The organism is Kribbella sp. NPDC002412 (genome assembly GCF_053592935.1).
This window is the reverse complement of record NZ_JBSFBL010000091.1, coordinates 1-20,383: the sequence shown is the minus strand read 5'-3', so window position 1 is coordinate 20,383 and position 20,383 is coordinate 1. Positions and strand designations below refer to the sequence as shown.

General features: G+C 68.2%; 17 protein-coding genes. 15 read left to right on the top strand and 2 right to left on the bottom strand.

The window, feature by feature from the left end:
- The 15 genes from ACWCOV_RS39150 to ACWCOV_RS39080 form a co-directional block, all read left to right on the top strand.
- Positions 1-780: carbohydrate ABC transporter permease (locus ACWCOV_RS39150; protein ID WP_449834445.1), on the top strand; the 780-nt coding region annotated here is incomplete at its 5' end.
- Entirely contained in the window at positions 777-1,661 is an 885-nt protein-coding gene (locus ACWCOV_RS39145; protein ID WP_449834444.1) for a carbohydrate ABC transporter permease, read from the top strand. The genes ACWCOV_RS39150 and ACWCOV_RS39145, both read left to right, overlap by 4 nt.
- A complete protein-coding gene (locus ACWCOV_RS39140) occupies positions 1,658-3,571 on the top strand; it encodes a hypothetical protein (protein WP_449834443.1) in 1,914 nt (637 codons plus the stop codon). The genes ACWCOV_RS39145 and ACWCOV_RS39140 overlap by 4 nt, the downstream gene beginning before the upstream one ends.
- Before the next feature lie 8 nt (positions 3,572-3,579).
- Positions 3,580-4,374, top strand: a complete 795-nt coding sequence (locus ACWCOV_RS39135) for an RraA family protein (RefSeq protein ID WP_449834442.1) — start codon at positions 3,580-3,582, stop codon at positions 4,372-4,374.
- Between the two features lie 23 nt (positions 4,375-4,397).
- The gene (locus tag ACWCOV_RS39130; RefSeq protein WP_449834441.1) at positions 4,398-6,260 is read left to right on the top strand and encodes a right-handed parallel beta-helix repeat-containing protein; all 1,863 of its coding nucleotides are present in this window, start codon (positions 4,398-4,400) and stop codon (positions 6,258-6,260) included.
- Between the two features lie 5 nt (positions 6,261-6,265).
- On the top strand, positions 6,266-8,119 hold the full coding sequence (locus tag ACWCOV_RS39125; protein WP_449834440.1) for a right-handed parallel beta-helix repeat-containing protein: 1,854 nt from the start codon (positions 6,266-6,268) through the stop codon (positions 8,117-8,119).
- 4 nt (positions 8,120-8,123) lie between these two features.
- Positions 8,124-9,986 (top strand): right-handed parallel beta-helix repeat-containing protein, encoded by a 1,863-nt coding sequence (locus ACWCOV_RS39120; RefSeq protein WP_449834439.1) that lies wholly within the window; start codon positions 8,124-8,126, stop codon positions 9,984-9,986.
- A gap of 15 nt (positions 9,987-10,001) precedes the next feature.
- Positions 10,002-10,748: an SDR family NAD(P)-dependent oxidoreductase gene (locus ACWCOV_RS39115; protein ID WP_449834438.1), complete on the top strand. Its 747-nt coding sequence runs from the start codon at positions 10,002-10,004 to the stop codon at positions 10,746-10,748.
- Positions 10,745-11,932, top strand: coding sequence for a CaiB/BaiF CoA transferase family protein (locus ACWCOV_RS39110; RefSeq protein WP_449834437.1), 1,188 nt, complete (start codon positions 10,745-10,747; stop codon positions 11,930-11,932). Before ACWCOV_RS39115 ends, ACWCOV_RS39110 begins: the two co-directional genes overlap by 4 nt.
- Positions 11,929-13,023: a hypothetical protein gene (locus ACWCOV_RS39105; RefSeq protein WP_449834436.1), complete on the top strand. Its 1,095-nt coding sequence runs from the start codon at positions 11,929-11,931 to the stop codon at positions 13,021-13,023. Before ACWCOV_RS39110 ends, ACWCOV_RS39105 begins: the two co-directional genes overlap by 4 nt.
- Positions 13,016-13,789, top strand: a complete 774-nt coding sequence (locus ACWCOV_RS39100; RefSeq protein ID WP_449834435.1) for an enoyl-CoA hydratase/isomerase family protein — start codon at positions 13,016-13,018, stop codon at positions 13,787-13,789. The genes ACWCOV_RS39105 and ACWCOV_RS39100 overlap by 8 nt, the downstream gene beginning before the upstream one ends.
- Positions 13,790-13,792: 3 nt before the next feature.
- Positions 13,793-14,728: an MBL fold metallo-hydrolase gene (locus ACWCOV_RS39095; RefSeq protein ID WP_449834434.1), complete on the top strand. Its 936-nt coding sequence runs from the start codon at positions 13,793-13,795 to the stop codon at positions 14,726-14,728.
- Between the two features lie 118 nt (positions 14,729-14,846).
- Positions 14,847-15,890 carry an ABC transporter permease gene (locus ACWCOV_RS39090; RefSeq protein ID WP_396360345.1) on the top strand — a complete coding sequence of 348 codons (1,044 nt, stop codon included), beginning with the start codon at positions 14,847-14,849 and terminating at the stop codon, positions 15,888-15,890.
- Positions 15,887-16,807, top strand: a complete 921-nt coding sequence (locus ACWCOV_RS39085) for a carbohydrate ABC transporter permease (protein WP_449834433.1) — start codon at positions 15,887-15,889, stop codon at positions 16,805-16,807. Before ACWCOV_RS39090 ends, ACWCOV_RS39085 begins: the two co-directional genes overlap by 4 nt.
- Positions 16,804-18,423: a hypothetical protein gene (locus ACWCOV_RS39080; protein ID WP_449834432.1), complete on the top strand. Its 1,620-nt coding sequence runs from the start codon at positions 16,804-16,806 to the stop codon at positions 18,421-18,423. The genes ACWCOV_RS39085 and ACWCOV_RS39080 overlap by 4 nt, the downstream gene beginning before the upstream one ends.
- A gap of 44 nt (positions 18,424-18,467) precedes the next feature.
- Here ACWCOV_RS39080 and ACWCOV_RS39075 read toward each other — a convergent pair whose 3' ends face one another.
- Positions 18,468-19,694 carry an SGNH/GDSL hydrolase family protein gene (locus tag ACWCOV_RS39075; RefSeq protein ID WP_449834431.1) on the bottom strand — a complete coding sequence of 409 codons (1,227 nt, stop codon included), beginning with the start codon at positions 19,692-19,694 and terminating at the stop codon, positions 18,468-18,470.
- 171 nt (positions 19,695-19,865) lie between these two features.
- Positions 19,866-20,383: endonuclease domain-containing protein (locus ACWCOV_RS39070; RefSeq protein WP_449834430.1), on the bottom strand; the 518-nt coding region annotated here is incomplete at its 5' end.

The window sequence follows — 20,383 nt, the reverse complement described above, 5'->3', positions numbered from 1 at the left end:
ACGCCGAACCGGCTAGTGAGCGTCGTCTCGGCGGGAAGCTGCTTGCCCGGCTCTATGCAGAACTACGTCGACCTCGCGCGCAGCGAGGAGGCGATCCGCGCCGGGTGGGTGACCCTGCTGATCGCCGCCGTCGGAACCGTGCTGCTCAGCGTGCTGGGCCTCGGTTTCGCGCTGCTGGTGAACGGCGCGTCCCGGTTGAACGCGTTCTTCCGGGTCGTGCTGTTCTACCCGCACGTGCTGAGCGCCCTCGTGGTCGGCTTCCTCTGGAGCGCCGTACTCGGCACCTCGGGTGTGGTCAACGGCTGGCTGACGTCCAAGGGCGCGGAGGTGCTGCCGTTCCTGTCGAACCCGAACTGGGCGCTGGCGAGCCTGATCGGTGTACTGGTCTGGGCCGGGTTCGGCGTCAACGTGGTGCTGTACCTGGCCGGACTGCAGACGGTGTCACGTGACCTGCTGGAGTCCGCGCGGATCGACGGCGCGTCGACGCGACAGACGTTCCTCAACGTCACGCTGCCTGCGCTCGCGCCCGTCGTGACGGTCAATCTCGTGCTGTCGCTGGTGACGTTGCTGAAGACGTACGACCTGGTCGTGTCGCTGACCGGTGGCGGTCCGGCCGGGTCCACGCAGACGGCGGCGTACCTGATCCTGTGGGACTCGTTCCACAACAACGCGCTCGGCTTCGGCTCGGCGCAGTCCGTCGTACTCATGATCGTCACGGCGGCGCTCGCCCTCACCGTCGCACGGCTGCGTTCGCGCGTCGACCAGGGGGTGAAGGCATGAGTGCCATTCGCATGCCGCGGGTCCGGACCGTGGCTCTCAAGCCCAGGCCGGTCAAGGTGAAGGGCGCCGGTCGGGTCGCGTTCCTGATCGTCACCAGCCTGCTGATGCTGGTGCCGATGTACCTGCTCGTGGTGAGCGCGTTCAAGTCGCAGCAGGACATCCTCACGCACCCGTTCTCGCTCTCGCCGGACCTGCTGACCACCGAGTACCTGCAGAAGGCGTGGACGAACCCGGACTTCAACATCCTCAAGGGGTACGGCGTCACCGGACTGTTCGTGGTCCTGGTCAACGTGCTGTCCGTCGCGCTCGCCGGCCCGGTGTCGTACGTGATCGCCCGTCGCACCGAACGCCGGTACCGGGTGCTCCTGCTGCTGTTCGTGGCCGGCACGTTCATCCCCAGCCAGGTGCTGGTGATCCCGGTCGTCTACACGCTGAAGTTCCTCGGGCTGATGGGCACGATCCCCGGGTTCGTGCTGTTCGAGACGACGCTGACGCTGCCGTTCTCGATCTTCCTGTACGCCGGCTACATCATGACCATCCCGGCCAGCCTGGACGAGGCGGCCGCGGTCGACGGCGCCGGCAAGCACCGGATCTTCTGGTCGATCGTGTTCCCGCTGATGAAGCCGGCCGTGGTGACGATGGTCATCCTGAACACCTTCTCGGTGTGGAACGACTTCGTGAACCCGCAGATCATCCTCGGCCCGGGCAGCGGTCTCTACACCGTGACCACCGGCGTGTACGCGGCGGTCAGCCAGTACTCGACCGACTACACGGTCGTCTTCCCGACGCTGCTGCTCGCGGTGGCGCCACTGCTGGTGGTCTTCGTGCTGCTGCAGCGGCACGTGATCAGCGGCCTGACGGCAGGAGCGACCAAGGGATGACGACCATCGTTGCGCAGACCCCGATCGGCAGCCCGCCCGCGTGGGCGATCATGCAGCGCCGCCTGTTCGACGTGATGGACGAGGGCTGGTGGCTGTTCCGCGAACGCTACTGCCTGCCCGACGGCAGTCTCCGGTACGCCGGTCCGGTGCCGAGCCGTGACGGCGCCGACGACTTCTACGAGGCGTTCGTGAACTGGCCGGTGCTCTACCAGCTCGGCGGCGCGGACGACCTGATCGACGTCGCCAAGTGGCACTGGGAAGGTGTCACCCGCCAGCTCACCGACCTCGGGTTCCTGGTCGACGAGTTCGAGCGCGGCTACGACTGGTTCCACATCGGCGAGTCGATGATCTTCTTCTACTCGCTGTGCGCCGCCGACCCCGGCGACGAGGTGTTCCGCGAGCGCGCGTACCGGTTCGCCGAGCTCTACCTGCCCGGTTCGCCGGCCGGCAACTACGACCCGGCGACCCGGACGATCCGGGCGCCGCACAACGGCGGCGGTGGACCGCGCTGGGGGATCAACGACGAGTGGCGTTCGTACGGCGCCGACCTCACCAACATGCGGATCTTCGGGCTGCCACTGCCCGGCGTCGCGGGGATCGAGACCTGGGACGACCTGAAGGACCCGGCCAAGGCCGACCTGATGGGCGCGGAGATGATCCGCCGCCTCGGCGCCGGCGACGTCGCGGTCAACCTCGCCGCGACCACGCTGACCGCGAACGCCTGGCTCTACGACCACAACGACCGGTTCGCGGCGTGGACCCTCGAGTACCTCGACGCCTGGCAGGAGCGCGCCGCGGCCAACGGCGGCCTGCTCCCGGACAACGTCGGACCGAGTGGTGAAGTCGGCGAGCTGCACGACGGCCGCTGGTACGGCGGCAACTACGGCTGGAACTGGCCGCACGGTGTCTACAGCGTCGGCTCCGCGGCCTGCATCGCGGCGCTGAACGGCGTACTCCTGACCGGTGACTCGTCCCGGCTCGACTTTGCCCGGCGGCTGCTGGATCACCTGTACGAGCGCGGCGTCACGGCCGCTGTGGACGAGACCGAGCTGAGCATCCGGGACCGTTGGCAGGCCGAGCTCGGCGCTGACTGCGCGTCCCCGACACTGCTGATCCCGAACCGGTACGGCGACGACGGATGGTTCGACTACCAGCCCCCGCAGCTCGGACTGCCGATCTGGTTGTGGCAGGCCGCCTTCGAGTCCTCCGACCGGCAGCGGCTGGCGGACCTGCGCGAGCGCAGCGGCTACGACTGGCGCACCGTGCGCGACTTCCGGAACAAGGAGGACGCCGGTCACGAGGCGCCCTGGCTGGCCTACCTCGCCGGTGACAACCCCGGCTATCCCGAGGCGATGCTCGGGGTCGCGCTGTCCCAGGTGCAGCGCCGGATGGACCTGATGGCCGCCGACACCGTCGACCCGGCGGACCTGAACATCCACCACTGGCAGCGGCACAACCCGGTCGCGACCGAGGCCCTGCTCCAGCTGACCACCGGCACGCCGCAACTCCTCTACAACGGCGGCCTGCTGCCGTTGCGCGTGCTGTACCTCGACCCCGAGCGCGGCCGTCCCGGTCTCCCGGCGGACGTCGCCGCGCTGGTCGACACGGTCGAACCGGACCGCACCGGGCTGCAGCTGGTCAACCTGTCCGCGACCCAGACCCGGCGCGTGGTCGTCCAGGCCGGCAGCTTCGGCACCGACCGCATCGACGAGGCAGTCGTGAGCACCGCGACCGGCGAGTACCCCGGCCCGTCCCCGGCGTACACCTCGCCGCCGCCCACCCCCGGCACCGAGACGGTCGTTGTCGGCGGCAACAGACTCGAGATCGCGATGCCGCCGGGCCGGACCATCCGGCTCGACCTGCGGCTGACCCGTAACGCCTATCGCGCCGCGCATGTGGCGCTTGACTGAGGAGACATATGAGCATCGAACAAGCCCCCGTGGCCCCGGTCTGGGACCTCCCGGTGCGCGGCGAGAACCCGCCGGCCCCGGACCCCGGACTGGTGTCGCGGTTGTCCGCGATCGGGTCGGCCACCGCCTGCGCCCGGCTGCACGGACAGGGCATCCGCCGGACCTTCGTCGACGGACCGACCAGCATGTTCCCCGGCAAGAAGGTGGTCGGCCGCGCGCTGACGCTGCAGTTCATGCCGCAGCGGGAGGACATCGCGGACGGCCAGACGCAGGAGTACATCGAGCGCAGCACGGCGCTGTGGGCCGTGCTCGACGAGGTGCAGCCCGGCGACGTGCTCGTGGTCCAGGCCTACGGCAGCCACACCACCGGCTGCTTCGGCGACATGCTGGTCCGCTACTTCAAGCTCCGCGGTGGCGCCGGCATCGTGGTGGACGGCCGGATCCGCGACGTGCCTCGCGTGTCCGGGCTCGACGTCCCGATCTGGTCCACCGGAGCAACTCCGCACTACGCATCCCAGTCCGAGCTCTTCCCCTGGGCCTACAACGTCCCGGTCGCGGTCGGCGGCGTGCTGACACTGCCCGGTGACCTGGTCGTCGCGGACGACGACGGCGCTGTCGTCGTACCGCGGCAGCGTGCCGAGGCCGTGGTGCAAGCCGCCGCCGAGCACGACGAGTGGGAGAAGTTCAGCCGGCGGCGGATCGACGAAGGCGCACCCCTGCGCGACTACTACCCCCTCACCGAGAAGACCCGCCTCGAGTACGAGCGCTGGCGCGACCAGAACGGTAACGGCGCCGGCGACTGATCCCTGAGAGGACACCGCCCACCATGTCCCAACCCAGAACCAGGCGTACGACGCTCAGCGTCGGCGCCGGGGTGGTCGCCGCTGCCCTGGTGGCAGTCGCGGCCGTCCAGCTGAACACCCAACCCGCCGGCGCGGCCAGGTGCGAGACGTTCTACGTCGCGCCCGACGGCGACGACCAGGCCAAGGGCACCGAGAAGAGCCCGTGGAAGACGATCACCCGGGCCCGCGACGAGATCCGGGCCAAGCAGCTCAACGACCGGATGGGCTGCGACATCACCGTGAACCTGAAGGCCGGCGAGTACCCGGTCACGTCCACGATCGGGTTCGACCAGCGCGACTCCGGCAAGAACGGGCACCGCGTGGTCTACCGCAGTGTGGACGGTCCCGGGAAGGCGACGCTGTCCGGAGCCGAGGAGATCTCCGGCTGGACGCCGTACCAGGACGGGATCTACAAGGCCAAGGTGGACCCGTCGAAGCCGTTCTACACACTGTTCGAGGACGGCAAGCGGGCCACCAACGCGCGCTATCCCAACCGTGGCACCGAGGACACCTGGTCGCCGTACCTGACGTCGATCCTCTACGAAGAGGACAAGATGGACGTCCGGAACTGGATGTGGGGCAAGCCCGGTGACTGGGACCCCACCTGGGACCTGAGCCAGGCGTCGGTGACGATCTGGTCCGGCGGCTCCTGGTCGTGGTTCACCGACACGATCCCGTTGCTGGACACCAACTTCAAGAAGACCCAGACGACGCTGAAGCACTGGACCCGCTACGCGATGGTCAACAGCCGCGGCGGCTCCCGGTACTTCTTCCACAACTCGCTCAGCTTCCTGGACCAGCCGGGGGAGTACTACCTGGACTACAAGGCCGGCGAGGTCTACTACAAGCCGCGGTCCGGCACGATGGACAACGTGCGCGTGCTGCGGCCGACCGTGAAGACGGTCCTCGACCTGGCCGGCGCCTCCCCGCAGGACCGGCTGCACGACGTCACGTTCGACGGGCTCGGGGTGCAGTACTCCGACTTCGTCACCTGGTACCGCAACGGATGGGTGTCCAGTGGTGACGCCGGTGTCGAGCACAAGTACCCGGAGTACGACCGGCAGATCGAGCTGCCGCGGAACCGGTTCGGCGCGATCCGGCTGACCAACACCAGCGACATCGACCTGACCCGGCTGCGGGTGTCCGACACCGGCTTCACCGGGATCTACCTGCTGTTCGCCAACGACCACACCCGGATCACCGACAGCCTGCTGGAGAACATCGGCGCCGACGGCATCAAGGTGGAAGGCGGCTGGCCGGGTGAAGGCGACCTGAGCAACCACCACACGATCTCGAACGTCTTCATCGACCACGTCGGCGAGCTGGTGCCGGGCGACGCGGCCGGGATCGAGCTGATGGACACCGGCAACAACACGATCTCCAACATCGTCGTGAAGCACAGCGCGCGCTACGGGATCAGCCTGGAGTCGCGGCCCGAGGTGAAGGACGGCGAGCAGTACGCGTCCGGCAACTCCTTCAAGTACATCCGCCTCGAGCAGACCGGCCTGGACAGCGGTGACATGGGCGCCTTCTACACCTACGGCATCGACAACCAGGAGCCGCACCCGGTGCAGAACACCGTCGAGCAACTCGTCGTCGGTGACGTGATCCCCGACCCGTCGATGCCGGACGCCGGTGGTACGCGCGGCGTGCACATGGACGCCGGCGGTTGTGGGTTCAGCTTCGCGAACGTCGAGGTCGGCAAGGTCTCCGACGACAAGTACCAGTCGTACCAGTGCAACCAGGTGACCAACGCCAACTGGGTGACGGGCTTCGACGCCTCGAAGATGGAGTACGACAAGATCGGCGTGCTGCCGACCTTCCCCTACGACGTGGCGGGGCGGTGACCTCGATGCGTGTACTCGGTGGATTGGTCATCGGGGTAGCCCTCGGAGTGGTCGGGGCCGGTACGGCGTTCAGCGCCAGGCCGGCCGAGCAGACCGCGGGATGCCAGTCGTTCTGGGTCTCGCTGGACGGCGAGGACTCGGCGCCGGGGACGAAGTCGAAGCCCTGGCGGACGATCGAGCACGCCCGGGACACCATCCGGGCCCGGAACCTGAACCGGCACCTGTCGTGTGACCTCGTGGTCAACGTGACGGCCGGCACCTACCAGGTCGGCGAGACGATCGCCTTCGACGACCGCGACTCCGGGTCGAACGGGCACAAGGTCGTCTACCGGAGCGCCGACGGTCCGGGCAAGGCCGTGTTCGAGGCCGCGCAGGAGGTGACCGGCTGGTCGCCGTACAAGGACGGCATCTTCAAGGCGAAGGTGGACATCGACCAGCCGTTCTACACGCTGTACGTCGACGGCGAACGCGCCACCACGGCGCGGTACCCGAACCGGCGGTCCGACGAGGAGTGGGCGCCGTACCTGGAGTCGGTGCTGATCGAGCCGGAGAAGGAGGCCGTCCGCGACCAGGTCGGCTACACCGACGGCGACTGGAACGAGACCTGGAACCTGAACAGCTACACCGACTGGCCGGCCCAGCTGATGATCTGGTCCGGCGGATCCTGGAGCTGGTTCACCGACACGGTCCCGATCAAGAATGCGGACTGGAAGGACAACAAGGTCATCCTGGACTACTGGACCCGGTACGCGATGATCAACTCCCGGGCCGGTTCGCGGTACTTCGTCCAGAACTCACTGGACCTGCTCGACGCCGAGGACGAGTACTACCTCGACTGGGCGAACAAGGAGCTGTACTACAAGCCGCGCGGCGGCACGATGGACGGCAAGCGGGTACTGCGTCCGACGCAGACCCAGGTGCTGTCGCTGGCCGGCGCCACGCCGACGCGCCGGCTGCAGGACATCGCCTTCGACGGCCTCGGGATCGCGTCCACCGACTTCATGCAGTGGTACCGCTCGGGGTGGATCAGCGCGGGCGACTCGGGGCAGAAGCACAAGTACCCGGAGTACGACCGGCAGATCGAGATGACCCGGAACCGGTTCGGCGCCGTGACGCTGACGAACACCAGGAACGTCGACCTGACCGGGCTGCACCTGCGCGACACCGGCTACCACGGCGTCTACCTGTTGTCGGCCAACGACCACGTTCGCGTGGCCGACAGCCTGCTCGAGAACATCGGCGCCGACGGCATCAAGGTCGAAGGTCCGTACCCCGGTGGGGGTGACGTCGCGCACCACAACACGTTCACCAACCTCTACATCGACCACGTCGGCGAACTGGTGCCGGGCGACGCGGCCGGGATCGAGCTCCTGGGCACCGGCAACAACGAGGTCTCGCACGTCGTCGTGAAGCACAGTGCGCGCTATGGGATCAGCCTGGAGTCGCGTCCGGAGGTGAAGGACGGCGAGCAGTACGCGTCCGGCAACTCGTTCAAGTACATCCGCTTGGAGGAGACCGGCCTGGACAGCGGTGACATGGGTGCGTTCTACACCTACGGCATCGACAACCAGGAGCCGCACCCGGTCCAGAACACCGTCGAGCAGGTGGTGATCACCGACGTGATCCCGGACGCCTCGATGCCGGACAGCGGCACCCGCGGCGTGCACATGGACGCCGGCGGTTGTGGGTTCAGCTTCGCGAACGTCGAGGTGGGCCAGGTGACCGACGACAAGTACCAGTCGTACCAGTGCAACCAGGTGACGAACGCCAACTGGGCGGCCGGTTTCGACGCCTCGAAGATGGAGTACGACAAGATCGGCGTGCTGCCGACCTTCCCGTACGACGTGGAAGGGCGGTGACGGGATGTCGACGCGATCGGGACTGATCATCGGCCTCGCGGCCGGGCTGGTGGTGCCTACCGCCTTCGTCGGGGTGTCGGCGCTCGGCGCCGACGCCACGCCGGCCGCCGACCAGGCAGACTGCCCGTCGTTCTGGGTGGCACCCGATGGGAACGACTCGGCGCCGGGGACGAAGGCCAAGCCCTGGCGGACGGTCGAGCATGCTCGCGACACCATCCGGTCCCGCGGCGGGAACCGGCAACCGACCTGCGAACTCGTGGTGAACCTGAAGGCGGGGACCTACCGGGTCGACAAGACGATCACCTTCGACGACCGGGACTCCGGGGTGACCTACCGGAGTGCGGACGGGCCGGGGAAGGCGGTGTTCGAAGGGGCCGCGGAGGTGACGGGGTGGACGCCGTACCGGGACGGGATCTTCAAGGCGCCGGTGGACGTGGACAAGCCGTTCTACACGCTGTACGCCGAAGGCACCCGGGCGACCACGGCGCGATACCCGAACCGGCGGTCGGACGACGAGTGGGCGCCGTACCTGCGGTCGATCCTGTTCGACCCGACCAAGGAGGCGGTGCGCGACCAGATCGGCTTCAACACCGGTGACTGGGATCCGTCCTGGGACCTGCGGCTCGGTACGTCGTGGCCGGCGCAGGTGACGGTGTGGTCGGGTGGCTCGTGGTCGTGGTTCACCGACACCGTGCCGTTGCTGGACATCAACCACACCAAGCGGCGGACCACGCTGATCTACCCGGCACGGTACGGGTTCATCAACTCCGGCGGCGGCTCCCGGTACTTCGTGCAGAACTCGCTCAGCCTGCTCGACCAGGCGGGGGAGTACTACCTGGACTACCCGGCGAAGACGCTGTACTACAAGCCGCGCGGCGGCACGATGGACGGCGTCAAGGTGTCGCGGCCGACGGTCACCCAGGTGTTCTCGATCGCCGGCGCGTCGACGAGCCGGCGGGTGGAGAACCTGACGCTGGACGGCCTCGCGATCCAGAACACGGACTTCATGGAGTGGTACCGGTACGGCTGGAACGGCACCGGCGGCTCCGGGTTCGCGCACAAGTACCCGAAGTACGACACGCAGATCGAGCTGCCGCGCAACCGGTGGGGCGCGATCACGCTGACCAACACCCGCGGGGTCACGTTGACCCGCCTGCACCTGCAGCGGACCGGCTTCACCGCGATCCAGCTGCTGTTCGCCAACGAGAAAACGACCGTGTCCGACAGTCTGCTCGAGCACCTCGGCAACGACGGCATCAAGGTCGAAGGCGGCTGGCCAGGTGAAGGTGATCTCGCGCACGACAACACGTTCACCAACAACTACATCCACCACCTCGGCGAGCTCGTCCCGGGCGACTCGGCCGGCGTCGAGATCATGAACAGCGGCCGCAACGAAATCAGCCACACCGTCGTCGAGCACGGCGCCCGGTACGGCATCAGCATCGAGTCGCGACCGGAGATCCCGAACGAGGACAACTACACCGGCGGCAACACCGTCCACCACGTGCGGCTGTCGCACCTGGCCAAGGACAGCGGTGACACCGGTCCGTTCTACGCGTACGGCGTCCGCAACCAGCCGCCGTACACCCCGGACGCGGCCGTGTCGCAGCTGATCATCGACGACGCCAACGCCGACCCGTCGATGCCGGACAGCAAGCCGTACGGCGTGCACATGGACTTCGGCGGGTGTGGGTTCGCGTTCTCCGACGTGAAGGTGACGAACACCGAGAGCGACCCGTACCACGGGCCGTCCGCGGGTCCGTGCGACACCTTCGAGAACGTCAGCTGGGAGGACGGTTTCGACGACTCCCGGATGCAGTACGACCGGATCGGCGTGCTGCCCTCCTTCCCCTACGAGAAGCCCTGAGGTCCCTCAGTAGATATGGACACGCAACGCTTTGCGGGCAAGGTCGCGCTGATCACCGGAGGAGCCTCCGGGATCGGCGCGGCCACGGCCCACCGGATCGCCGCCGAGGGCGGCACGGTCGTGGTCGGCGACCGCGACGGCACGGCGGCCGTCGAGCTGGGCAAGTCGCTCGGCGGCACCGGCGTCGAGCTGGACGTCACCGATCTGGACCGCACTCTGGAAGTGGTCGCAGCGCTCGACGCCGTCCACGTGCTGGTCAGCGCGGCCGGCGTCGACGTGTGCGACACCGTGCCGAACACCAGCCCGGACGAGTGGCGGACCATCCTCGACGTCGACCTGACCGGCGTCTACAACTCCTGCCGCGCGGTGCTTCCCCGCTTCATTGCTCAGGGCAACGGCGCGATCGTGACGATCTCGTCCGCGATCGGCACGGTCGGGGAGCGCAACCGGTCCGCGTACTGCGCGGCGAAGGCCGGCGTCGAGAACCTGACCCGCGCGATGGCCCTCGACCACGGCCGCAACGGAGTCCGCGCGAACTGCGTGGCACCCGGCCTCATCGACACCCCGCTGATCCGCAACGGCAAGGTCAGCGGCGAGGACGACCCGGGCGCGATGCAGGCGATGGTCGACCGGCACCACGCCCTCGGCCGGATCGGGCAGCCGGCCGAGGTGGCGGCCGCGATCGCCTTCCTGGCCAGTGACGACGCGTCGTTCATCACCGGCGCCGTACTGCCGGTCGACGCCGGGTGGACGGCCCAATGAGCATCCTGTCCGGCTATCGCGTGCTCGATCTCTCAGTGGCGATGGCAGGCCCGCTGGCCGCGATGCGGCTCGGCGACCTCGGCGCCGACGTGGTCAAGGTCGAGCCGGTCACCGGCGAATGGCAGCGGCACACGGCCGCCGGCGGCGCTGTCGGCACCGAGGTGAACGCGTCGTTCCTGTCCCTCAACCGGAACAAGCGCAGCCTGGCGGTTGACCTCAAGTCCGACGAAGGCCGTGAGCTGCTCTACGACCTCGTGCGCACCGCCGATGTCTTCCTGCAGAACTACCGGCCAGGGGTCGCGGCCCGGCTGGGCGTGGACTACGAGACTCTGCGCGCACTGAAGCCCGACCTGGTGTACGTGTCAGTGTCCGGGTACGGCGAGAGCGGTCCGTACGCGTTGTGGCCCGGGCAGGATCTGCTCGTGCAGGCGATGAGCGGTGCGTTGTTCAGCGCCGGTCGACCAGGTGAGCCGCCGGTGGCAGCGCCGTACTTCCTGGCTGATGCGGTGACCGCGTACAGCTCGTTCGAGGGTGTGCTCGCGGCGCTGCTGCATCGTGAACGCACGGGTGAAGGCCAGCTCGTCCAGGTGAACATGCTGGACGCGGTGATCGCGATGCAGATGCAGGAGCTGTCCGTCCACACGGTCGGTCGCGTCCCGCAGACGCGGTCTCAGGAAGTGCACGCCCACAGCTACATCCGCGCGCCGTACGGCATCTTCAGCACGGCCGACGGCTACATCTCGCTGGCCTTCGCCGAGTTGTCGGTGCTGGCCGAGGTGCTGGACGCGCCGTCATTGAGTGAGCTCGACGCGGAGCGGGACGGCTTTGCCCGCCGCGACGAGATCTCTGCGGCGGTCTCGGCGGCACTGCGCACCGCGTCCACGGATCACTGGCTGACGAAGCTGCGCGAACGTGGCATCTGGTGTGGTCCGGTCTACTCCTACGCCGATCTCCAGACCGATCCGCAGGTGCTGCACAACGAGTCGTTCGTGACCTACGAGCACCCGACCGAGGGCACCGTGACGACCCCTGGCTTCCCGTATCGCTTCAGCGAGACGCCGGCAGCGGTACGTCGACCCGCACCGCTGACCGGTGAGCACAGCGACGAGCTACTGGCCGAGCTCGGTCTGTCCGCCGAACGTCGTGAAGAACTGGTACGGCGGGGCGTGGTGGTGTCGCGGTGACCGTCCAGCTGCGCGGTCTGACCTGGGACCATCCACGCGGGTATCGACCGCTGGAGGCGTTCGAGACGCCCGGTGTCGAAGTGGTGTGGGACCGGCAGCCACTGTCCGGCTTCGAGTCGACGCCGCTGTCTGAGCTCGCCGAGCGGTACGACTTGCTGGTCGTGGACCATCCAGGTCTCGGCGCTGCGATCGACGCCGGGGCGATCCTGCCCGTGGAGGACGTGTTCGCGGCGCGTGACCTCAAGGTATGGCGGGAACGCGCAGTTCAGCCGACGTGGGACAGCTATCGGCTGCACGGGCACGGCTGGGCGCTGCCGCTGGATGCTGCCACGCAGACCTGCCTCTACCGTCCAGACCTGCTCGAGGTGCCTCCCGCTGCGTGGTCCGATCTGCTGGAGCTGTCTGGCGTCGTGATGTGCGTTGCCGGGCCGCACGCCGGGCTGATGCTGCTCGGTCTCGCTGGGGATCGGACTGGCGCCGGTCTGCTCGATCGGGCCCGGGCGGTTGAGGCTGTGGAGTTGCTGCGGGCTGTGTGGCGGCGGTCGGATCAGAGTGCTGCCGAGCTCGACCCGATCGGCATCCACGAGCTGCTTGCCACCAGCAACGAGCTGCTGTGCTGCCCGCTTGTCTACAGCTACGCGTACTACGGCGCGGACTCCGCGGATCGTGTGGCGTTGGCCTGGTCGGCGGCTCCGCGACTGCGGCCGGCGGACCGGTTGGGCAACGGCACGCTCGGCGGCACTGGGCTGGCGGTAACGCCTCGCGCCTACTCCCGCGTGCTGGCCGTGACGAAGTACGTGCGTGGCTTGCTGGATGTCGGCGTACAGCTCGACACCGTATCGACGGTTGGTGCGCAGTCGGCGACCGCGGCGGTGTGGGCGTCCGACGTGGTGGACAAGGCGTGGAACGGACATTACTCGGCCACGGTCGGCACGCTCATGACGTCGTACGTCCGGCCGCGGTTCGACGGCTGGATCGCCTTCCAGGACGAGCTGTCGTCACGAGTGCGGGAACTGCTGTGCAGTGCGGTCGACGTCGGGACAGCGGTCGACCGGATCGAGGACGACTATCGGAGGGCGAGCGATGGATGACGGCCGGATCCGCTTCGACACCGACGGCGGGGTCGGGCTGCTGACCCTCGACCGCCCAGCCAAGCTGAACGCGGCCACCCGCGCGATGAGCACCGAGCTGCTCGAGGTGATCCCACGGATCGACGACGACCCGTCTATCCGCGCGGTCGTGGTGACCGGCGCCGGCGACCGGGCCTTCTCGGTCGGCAGCGACATCGGCGAGCTCGACCGGTACGACGGCCCGTGGCACTTCCGCAACCGCCGCGACTACTGCGACGCGCTCCGCAGCCTGCGGACGCCGGTGATCGCCGCGATCAACGGCTACGCGTACGGCGGTGGGCTCGAGCTCGCGTTGTCGTGTGACATCCGGCTCGCGGCTGCCCACGCCCGCTTCGCCGCCGCGGAGATCAAGCTGGGGTGGATCGGCGGCGGTGGAGTGACCGCGCTGCTCGCCGCGAGCGCGGCGGCGAGTGACGTGGCGATGATGCTGTTGACGGGCGACCCGATCGACGCCGCGGAGGCGTTGCGGATCGGCCTGGTCAGCCGGGTGCTGTCCGCGGACGAGTTGTTGCCCGCGGCCACCGAGTTGGCGCACCGGATCGCCGAGCGGCCGCCGATCGCGGCCCAGGCGGCCAAGGCCAACCTCCGGGCCGCCCTGTCGATGGGCCTCGAGCCGGCCATCCAGTACGAGCGGGAGCTGCAGGCGGTGGCTCTCGGGACCCGCGACGCTGCCGAAGGCCGGGCGGCCTTCGCGGAACGTCGTACCGGAACCTTCGAAGGACGGTGAGCGATGCCGACCCAGATCGCCCCAGGGATCCACCAGCTGGCGACGGACTACCCGCACGTCTGCGGACTGCCGTTGTGGTTGCACGTCATCGACGCGGGCTCGGAGCTCGTGCTGCTGGACGCCGGGATCGCATCCACGCCCGAGGCCGCGACTGCTCCGGAGCTGGCGGCGCTCGGACTCGGGCTCGGCGACCTCACGCTCGTGGTGAACAGTCACGCCCATCCGGACCACATGGGCGGGAACGCCGTACTGAAGAAGCACAGCGGCGCGCGGTTCGCCGCGCCGGCGCTGGAGGCCGGCTGGCTGGAGGACAACGAGCGGCTGCTGACCGAGTTGTGGGGAACCGACCCCGCTGCGCTCGACCTGTCGGACGGCGAGCGGACCGAGATTCTCGGCATGCTCGACGACCGGGTGCGGGTGGACATCCTGCTGCGCGACGGCGACCAGCTGCCGGCCGATCGAGGCTTACGGGTAGTCACCACGAGCGGGCACAGCCCGGGCCACATCGCCGTACTCGACGAACCCAGCCGGACCCTGTTCACCTTCGACGACGTCCAGGGCCGGGGCCGGCCGTTTCTCGACAGCGAGACCTGGCTGGCCCCGCTGTACACCAACGTGAACCAGTACGTCGACGGCCTCAACCGCCTGCTGGAGCTGGACTTCGACGCTCTCGTGCCCTCGCACGGAGACCCGCTCGACGCCGCCGCCGGACGGCGCCGGATCATCGAGAGTGTCGAGTGGGTGAGCGACGTCGACGGCTTCACCCGGCAGCTCCTCAAAACCCGCGGATCGCTCACGGTCCGTGAGCTTGCGGGTGAGATCGGTACCCAGCTGGGCGCCTTCGGCGGGCTCTGCCTGCAGACCGTCCAGATGGCCCGGGCTCACCTCGAACTGCTGGCCCGCGAGCGGCTCGCCGAGCCTCGCTGGCACCTGAGCTGACTGTAAAGACGCACCGTTCGACCTGGCGCCACACGCCGAGACACGATATCAACGTTGTAATGGTAAGCGCTCTCCAACGACGGAGGGCGGCGTCCGGCAACGACGCAGGGAGTGTCGCGTGGCTCGAACAGACGGAGTCCTCAGCCCGCAGATCGACCAGTCCACAACCATCGACCGAGCCGGTGTGACCGGCTCCGGACCCCCGGGCGCCGCCACCGGGGGATCCGCCCCACCGAAGCGCGGCGGGCAGCTGACCTGGTGGGGACGAGTCCGCCGGGACAAGGTGCTGCTGCTGATGGCGGTGCCCGGTCTGGGCCTGATGCTCGCCTTCCACTACCTGCCGTTGCTCGGCAACCTGATCGCGTTCCAGGAGTACCTGCCGTTCGTCCCGATGGGACGCAGCGCCTGGGTCGGCCTGGACAACTTCGCGGTCATCTTCAACGGGGACGCCGAGTTCCTCAATGCGCTGAAGAACACGCTGCTGATCACGCTGGTCCAGGTGGTCTTCGTCTTCCCGGCCCCGATCGCGCTGGCGCTGCTGCTGAACAGCCTGCTGTCGGAGCGGATCAAGCGCATCGTCCAGTCGGTGCTGTATCTGCCGCACTTCCTGTCCTGGGTGATCGTGATCGCGATCTTCCAGCAGATCCTCGGCGGCAGCGGCCTGATCAACAACATGCTGCGGGCGCGCGGCATCGACACGATCGACTTCCTCGGCAACCCGGACAGCTTCATCGCGCTGCTCACCAGCCAGGTGATCTGGAAAGACACCGGCTGGGGGACGATCCTGTTCCTGGCCGCGCTGACCCAGATCGACACCGGGCTGTACGAAGCCGCCCGGGTCGACGGAGCCTCACGCTTCCGGCAGCTGCTGCACGTCACCCTGCCGGGCATCCGCGGGCTGATCATCCTGCTGCTGATCCTGCGGCTCGGCGACTCGCTGACGGTCGGGTTCGAGCAGATCATCCTGCAGCAGAGCTGGGTCGGCAGACCGGCCAGTGAGGTCCTGGACACGTACGTCTACAACAACGGCGTACTGGCCGGCCAATGGGGTGTCTCGGCCGCAGTGGGCCTGGTCAAGGGTCTGGTCGGCGTCGCCCTGGTGATCGGCGCCAACAAGATCGCACACGTCTTCGGCGAGGCGGGGGTGTACCGGAAAGCATGAGCACATCGACGAACCTCCTGCGCTCCACACGTAAGCCGGAGCTGATCGACGCACCCGGTATCCCGGTCCGGGTGATCAAGGGCATCGTGCTGGTGCTCTGCTGCCTGGTCGTGGTCGTGCCGTTCATCGGCGTGATCTCGACCAGCATCGCCAGTCAGGCGCACGTCACCAACTCCGGTGGCTTCGTGCTCTGGCCGGACGGCATCAACCTCGACTCGTACCGCACGATCTTCAACGGCGGCGTCGTACTGCAGGCCCTGACGGTCAGCTTCCTGATCACCATCGGCGGCACCTTCATCAGCCTGGCCGGGTCCACGATGCTGGCGTACGCGCTCAGCCGGCCCGGTTCGGTCGGGCAGCGGCCGATCCTGATGATCGTGCTGTTCAGCCTGCTGTTCAGCCCCGGGCTGATCCCGAACTACCTGGTGGTCAAGCAGTTCGGCCTGCTCGACTCGCTGTTCGCGCTGATCCTGCCGACCGCGATCAGCGGCTTCAACGTGATCATCCTGCGGGCGTTCTTCATGAGCATCCCGGACTCGGTGGTCGACTCAGCGCGGGTGGACGGCGCCGGCGACTTCCGGATCTTCTGGTCGATCGTGCTGCCGCTGTCGCGGGCGGTGCTCGCGGTGATCGGCCTGTTCTACGCGGTCGGTTACTGGAACGCGTTCTTCAGCGCGATGCTCTACATCAGCGACACCGCGAAGTGGCCGTTGCAGCTGGTGCTGCGGACGTACGTCATCAACAACACCGAGCTCAGCAGCGGTGACCTCGGCGGTGCGGCGGCCGACCAGCTGCCGCCGCAGGAGTCCATCCAGATGGCGATCCTGGTCATCTCGCTGGTGCCGATCCTGATCGTCTACCCGTTCCTGCAGCGGCACTTCGCCAAGGGGATGCTGACCGGGGCGGTGAAGGGATGACGACGCTCAGCAGAAGGAGGTTCCTCGGCGGTTCACTGGCCGCCGCGGCCGTCGCCGGCGGGTTGAGCGGCTGCGCCACGGTGACCAGATCGACCGACATCGCGGCGCTCAACAAGCCGGTGCGGCTGCCGACGTACCGGCGGTTCGACGGGCCGAAGCCGGACCTGCCGTTGAGCCATCCGCTGATGCCGGACTGCTTCTACCGGTTCCCGGCACAGCCCAGTCGGGTGACCGACGGCGTACCGGGGGACGGCAGCGACCTGTCCGGGAGTGCCCCGACCTCGAACCCGATCCCACCGACCGCCGACCGCAACGCGTACTGGCAGGAGCTGAACCAGCGACTCGGCTCACCGTTGGGTCTGACCATCACGTCGGCCACCGACTACCCGAACAAGTTCGCGACGGCCGTGGCCGGGGACACGCTCGGAGACCTGTTCAACATCGACAGCGGGTTCGCCTACCTGCCGCAGTTCCTGGAGGCTCGGGCGCAGGACCTGACCGAGTACCTGTCCGGCGACGCCATCCTGGAGTACCCGTTCCTGGCCAACCTGTCGACCGAGTCGTGGCGTGGGTGTGTGTACTCCGGGGGGATCCGGGCGGTCCCGATCCAGCGCGGAGTGATGTCGACCGACCTGCTGCTGGCGCGGCAGGACATCCTCGATCAGCTCGGCGTCGAGCTCGAGTCGCCGAACCTCGACGAGTTGATCAAGGTCGGGAAGGCGGTCACCGACGAGAAGAAGAAGCGCTGGGCGTTCGCCGTACCGCCCAAGTGGGCGCTGAGCGCGATGCTGGGGTTGCCGAGGGACTGGGAGGTGCGCGACGGCCGCCTGGTGCACAGCTGGGAGCTGCCGGAACACAAGCAGATGCTGACGATCACCCGGCAGATGGTGGTCGACGGCCTGATCCATCCCGACGGGGTGGCCAAGCACAACCAGAAGGTCTGGTTCAGCCAGGGGTCTGCGGTGATGACGCAGGACACCTACTCGTCGATCCAGAGCTTCTACCGGCGCAGCGTGGTGAAGAACTTCGCCATCGGCATCCCGGTCGTGCGTGACCAGGACGGGAAGACCGGCCGGGTGCTGCTCGGCAAGCCGAACAACTCGATCGCGGCGATCAAGCCCAGCTCGCCGGAGCGGACGAAGATGCTGTTGCGGGTGCTGAACTGGATGGCCGCGCCGTTCGGCACCGAGGAGTACCTGTTCCGCAAGTTCGGCCTCCCCGATCGCCACTACACGCTGAAGGGGACCGACCCGGTGCTGACCGAGGCCGGCCAGAGTGAGGTCTGCCTGGGCGAGTTCCCGATCCAGTACCTGGCCGACGGCGGCTACCCGGTCTACTTCCCGGGCCGTCCCGAGGCGGTCGACGTCGCGTACGGCCACCTCAAGGCGGTCCTGCCCACGGCTGTCCTCCCACCGGTCTACGGACTCTACTCGCCGACCGAGTCCACCAAGGGCAAGGTCTTCACGACCCGCTTCGACGCCCTGACCAAGGACATCCAGCTGGGCCGAGCCGAACTCTCCGCCTGGGACAAAGCCGTCGCCGACTGGCGAAAGTCCGGCGGCGACGCCATCCGCTCCGAATACGAACAAGCCATGACAATCCAGGGCCGCAAGTAAACACCCCGCGTGCACCGCCCCTGCGGGCGGTGCACGCGGCTGTTTTAGTTGCAGCGCAAGGTGTCTAGGTTGGCGGCGTTGCCCATGGCGTGGTTGCCGGCGTCGTTGGGGTGGAGGCCGTCGCCGCCGTCGTAGGCGGGTTGGAGGCGGGTGGGGTCGGCGGGGTCGCGGGTGGCGGCGTCAAAGTCGACGACGGCGTCGAACTCCCCGCTGGTGCGGATGAAGGTGTTCACGGCCTGCCGAGCCGCCTCCTTCTCCGGCGTGTACACGAACGACCCACCGACCGGCGTGATCGTCCCACCGACGATGCAGCGCCCGGACGCGTGCACCCGCTCGATCAACTGCCGATAACCATCGATCAACTCGTCCGCCGTCGCCCCGGCATAGATGTCGTTGATCCCCTCCAGCACAAGCACAGTCCGTACGCCGGGCTTCGTCAGCACATCCCGGTCGAGCCGAGCCAGCGCATTCGGCCCCGCGCTCCCCGCCTTCGCGACGCCGTTCAGCACCCGGTTCCCGGAGATCCCCTCGTTGGAGATCGCCAGCCGCCGATGCTCGGGCAGCGTCGCGTACCGGTCGGCGAGCACGTCCGGCCACCTCCGGTTGGTGTCGATCGTCGTACCGACCGACGAGGTGATCGAGTCGCCCAGCGTGGCGACCGTGTCGACCTGCTGCGGCGCCGTGACGATCGCCGCGTTGAGGAAGAACCACGCCGACGACTCGGTCTGGTACGGCGTCGCCGACTCATCAGCCGCGTGGTCACCGGAGACCGACTTGTAGCTGTGCTGCATCGCGCGGTTGTGCGCCGTGATCACGCCGGTCTGCCCGACCACGTGCAGGCTGACGGTCAGGCTCGTCTGCGCCGGCACCTGACCAGGCAGCGGATCACTGATCGCCAGCCCACCCGGCGGGATCCGCACCGACGTCTTCCCGCCGAAGGTCAGTCGCCGACTCGTCCCCGGTACGACGCTCGCGCCGTCCTGATGTCGTCCGACGTACACCGAATCGGTCACCAACGGCTGGTCGCCGTACGCGTTCGTCAGCCGGATCCGCAGATCCGATCCGCCGACACTCGTGCGCACGATGTTCCGCACCGTCATGTCGCTCAACGTCCCGCCCGCGATGTCGTCACTGGCACCCCACGTCGTCACCAGTTGCGTGCCACCAGCACCGTCCGCACTATCCGGAGCCGCGGAGTCCACCAGGCCCGCCGCGCCCACCGCCATCACCAGCAAACTCGCGCCCACACGGCGCCACGAGGAAGTATTCATTCTGCCAAGTCACCCGTGAATAGATATAACCTCAACGAGTTGCAGCTGTTGCAGCGCTGAGTGGCCTGATCGGCGAGCCGAACGGCTGCTGGGACGGACGGACAGGATGTGCCCGGTCTCGCATGCATCCTTCCGGCGTACCCCGGGCGCCGGAGCGCGGCCGTTCGTCGACTACCTCCTGTCCGCCGGTCCGTCGACGCGTCTCGCCAGCGCTTGCCGGACCATGTGAATGACCCAGCCCGGATCTCCGATCACGTGCTGATAAGTGAACCTGAGGACGAGCCAGCCCGCTGTCACGAGTTCGTCGTACCGTCCGCAGTCGGCGGCGAAGCCGGTCGCCGTCCCGTGGAACTCGTACCCCTCCGCTTCGAGAGCTACCTGGGCCAAGCGGTTGCCCAGATCGATCCTTGCCCGGAAGGCGCCGGAACGCACCAGCACCTGCGGCTCGAAGCCCTCCACGCCTGCGGTGATCAGCAATGCTCGCAGCATCGACTCGAGGAAGCTCTCTGCACGCCCATCAGCCGATGCGGCCACTGTCCGCGCATTCGCGCAGCCGGGACCGCGCATCGCCTGGGCCGCGGCGAGCAACTCCTCAGGGTGGAGGTGCCGACTGGCCAGGGCGGCGTCGGCCACAGCGAGCGCCTCGCCGAACGGGAGCACCCGGGCACAGTCGAGAACCGTGCGCAGGA